General features: G+C 59.0%; 3 protein-coding genes and 1 pseudogene. All 4 read left to right on the forward strand.

Annotated elements, in window-relative coordinates; genetic code table 11:
• Positions 1-1,948 (forward strand): hypothetical protein (locus A5695_RS25195; protein WP_369830236.1); only part of this gene is annotated, 1,948 nt, incomplete at its 5' end.
• Positions 1,949-1,987: 39 nt separating this feature from the next.
• Positions 1,988-2,692: an NUMOD4 motif-containing HNH endonuclease gene (locus A5695_RS30425; RefSeq protein WP_082946294.1), complete on the forward strand. Its 705-nt coding sequence runs from the start codon at positions 1,988-1,990 to the stop codon at positions 2,690-2,692.
• Positions 2,693-2,752: 60 nt separating this feature from the next.
• Entirely contained in the window at positions 2,753-3,157 is a 405-nt protein-coding gene (locus tag A5695_RS25205) for a hypothetical protein (RefSeq protein ID WP_068089006.1), read from the forward strand.
• Positions 3,157-3,564, forward strand: a pseudogene (locus A5695_RS25210) (hypothetical protein); the annotation flags it as partial. The gene A5695_RS25205 and the pseudogene A5695_RS25210, both read left to right, overlap by 1 nt.

Here is a 3,564-nt window from a genome sequence, read left to right on the forward strand (position 1 = left end):
CGTCATGAGTAATCCTCTCAACCTCATTCCCAATGCGGTTGAGAGCCTTGCTAGTGGGCCGTTGGAGTTCACGCGGCACATGTCGGACCAGATAGTCGACTACGTCATTGGAGCTCTCTCCAAGCCGTTGCCGGCGCAAGATCCACTGGCCGCGTACCGCTACAACGAGGCCCGGGCCAGGACACTGCAAGATGGTTTCCGGCAGCGCCCGCTGTTGCGGATGCAGGACAAGAACCTTGAGCAGATCACCGTCATCGGCGGGGAACGCTCCGTCAGGTTTGAGGAGATCGCCACCGACACCGGCGAAGCTGGCATCGTCATCCGAGGCGGCAGCGATCTCGGGGATTTCGTCCGTAACGCTGTCCGGTTGGAGGAAGACCTCCACCTGTCGATCGACATCAACCCCAGACGCCTGTCCTGGAAAACCCGGTGGGGCGGGAAGATCACCACGATCAACGTCAAACGCGACAGCTCCGGCATCCACACCGTCGAACTCATCGCCTCGGCGCAGCGGGAGCACCTGAAACACGTCCTCGTGGGAACGACGCCCTTCTTCCCACCCGAGGTCCAGCCCTTAAACCTGTGGATGCTGCCGGCGAACTGCAGGACGGCGTGTGCGACAACGCTGTTCATCAACCTGATGCGCCAGTTCGTCCCAGGGTTGTCGACGGTCACGAACATCTTCAACCCGTTCGGATGGTTGAACCCGTTCGGCCCCGACGCACTGTTGAACATCAACCCGCTGCAATGGCCCATCCAGGTGCAGTTCGTCGACCCCCTGCTGGATCAATCGAGGACGACGGTGTTCACCGGGGCGTGGAACGACTTCCACACCGCCTCCCTTGACTCCATGCGGGATGCCGGGGTGTGCGCGCGGGCGTACACCGTGTTCCCGGACGACGTCGACCACCCGCAACCCGAGCTGGCGGCGCTGATGCCAAAAACCAAACTGAAAGACATTCCGATCATCGGGTCACTAGTGCCAGCGGTGGAAGCATTCCTGAAACACGGCAACCTCATAGACCTTCCCGACGATGCGACTGTCGCTGACCTTACGAGGCCGCAACGACCGTGTGTGATGGTGGCTTTCGAAGACCACAGTGGGTATGCGGGCCCCACCGGGACCGCCGCGGACGGGGTGATCAACCTATTCGCCTCCACCCTCGATGACCTGATCACCACCACCGTGTTCCCCGTCGACACCGATGACGACGGTGAGGTGGATCCGGTCTTCCGGAAACTCTTCGGAGTCGCACCGCCCGACCCCTGGGCCATATATCGGGATGGGCAGCACTCCGGGATCATCGAGTCGAACTACACCCAACATAAAGGCCCAGTCAAAACCGTCATGACGGGTGGTAAGTCACCCAAACTGGTCAATGACATTCAGACGTTCCTGATCAAGTGGGGTCTCTCGCAGATCCAGCAAGTGGTGGTCGCTGGCCAGTTCGCTAGCACCGGTGGGCCGCCGATCGGGGCGGGTTTGGATGAGCTCTACCAAGGACAGCTGGACAACAAGCTCCTCGCCTGGCAACGCTACACCGACCCTCTTCGCGCGCTCTACACCGGAGATTTGGGGTACCTCGAGTCGTTCGAGCGCGGCAACGCCGCCTACACCGTCTCCGCGATACTCACCCTGCGCCAAGGGAATTTCAAGACGAGGGCGTTCCGGTCGTTCAAGACATCGATCCGCCAATCAGCCCCATATATTTTGTACTACGACATTCTGCTTGATGATCGGGTTGGGTTTGAGCAGGACGGCATCCTCTACGTCGACCAGGCCCACGCCATCAAGTACGAGTACGACCGCAACAAGCCGATCACCTTCACCGTCTCCGTCGGAGACGACGCCAAAGACCAAGACCCATTCTCCCAAGGCATCAAAGCCCTACAAGGACTAGGCGCGCTCATCGGCGCGGTCGTCGGAATGGACACAGTATTTGGATGAGAGAGCACGTCAGAGGTTGTTTTCTGATAGACTCTAGCCATGAACACAGAGCAATGGAGACCTGTCCTCGGGTTTGAGGGCCTATACGAAGTCAGCGACCGGGGCCGGGTCCGGTCTCTGATTACGGGGAAGGTCGTTAAGCCACATGTGGGCAACCAGCGGGGTCACCTCCGGATTTCACTGAAGCAACATGCAGGCCCGTACAAGGGCTTGTACGTTCACCGGCTGGTACTCGAGGCATTTGTTGAGCCCTTCCGAAAGGGCATGGAGTGTCGCCATCTTGATGGCGATCCGACCAATAATCGTCTTGAGAATCTCCGCTGGGGAACGCAGAGCGAGAACAACCTGGACCGGGTCAAACACGGAACCCATCACCATACTCGGCGAACGCACTGCCCGAAGGGCCATCTTTTAGATGGGGTTTGGCATCGATCAGATGGCACTATCCGACAGCGATACTGCAAGACGTGTGAGTCGATTCGCCAGAAAGTGCGTAAGGCACAAAAGACGCACTGCGCGAAGGGGCATCCGCTTGAGGAGGCCAAGGTCCGTGCGGATGGTTCGCGGTACCGCACTTGCAAGATATGTGCCGCAGAGACGTTGCAGCTTGGTCGCGGTCTGATGGGCAAGCGGACGCACTGCAAGTACGGGCATCCGTTGGATGGGCAGTACAAGCGTCAGCGGTACTGCAAGACATGCAAGAGTGAGCAACAAGCGAAGAGGCGCGCCAAGGCTAAGGCATAGCCTCCCAATCGAATCGAAAACCCACCCAGCATCTTGGGTGGGTTTTTGCATGGAGGCGCAATGGATGTTTGTGATGCGATCGAGGAAGCCGAAGAGCTGGACGAGGCGACACCACTCGAGCAGGCGAAGGTGTTGATCGCTGACATCGAATCGTCGGGGTTCGCGTTGCAGCAGGACCTGAAGTATCCGGTCGACGCGCATGGACGGGTGATGATGCTCAACCACATACACCCGGATGCGTTGCCGTGCATCGTGTATCACCTGATCCGGTGCGGGTGGCGTAAAGACCCCACAAAACGACAAGTGAAGCAACGCCGGGTGGTGGGATCACCGTTCGCCGACCTGGTGGCCTATGTGCCGCTAAACGACCCTGACGAACCCATTGTGGCGCCGCGCCCGGAGCCGGCCAAACCGTGGTCGGTGAAGCCGCAAATCCGCGAGATCCATGAGAAGAGGCCAGACTGATGCCGTTGCCTATCGGAGCCAAAGTCTTTCTGGGGCAATTCGATGCCACCATCTCTGCATTTGGTGTGATCTCCGACCTCGACACCCCGGACCAAGTCGAATTCAGCATTGAGGGATTCGGGTCAAACGCGTTAATGAACTACTCGGCGATCCAGGGAGACCCCGGTCCTCCGGGGAACAACGCCCCCTTGGGTAACCGCCAGTTCCCAGTTCTCGACAGTACCGATGACCTTCCACAAAATCTGACCGATGACCCAGTTGACATTGGGAAGTACTGGATCATCCGCGTCTTCGACGGGGATGGCAATGAGATCGGCTCGAACTGGGCCATGTGGAACGGCACCGACTACGAGGTTTACAAGGAGGGAATGCCGGGAGAGGTAGGTCCGGTTCCGAAGGTAACTCCT

Origin of the sequence: Mycobacterium sp. E1747, assembly GCF_001667775.1 — a bacterium.
Classification (GTDB): domain Bacteria; phylum Actinomycetota; class Actinomycetes; order Mycobacteriales; family Mycobacteriaceae; genus Mycobacterium.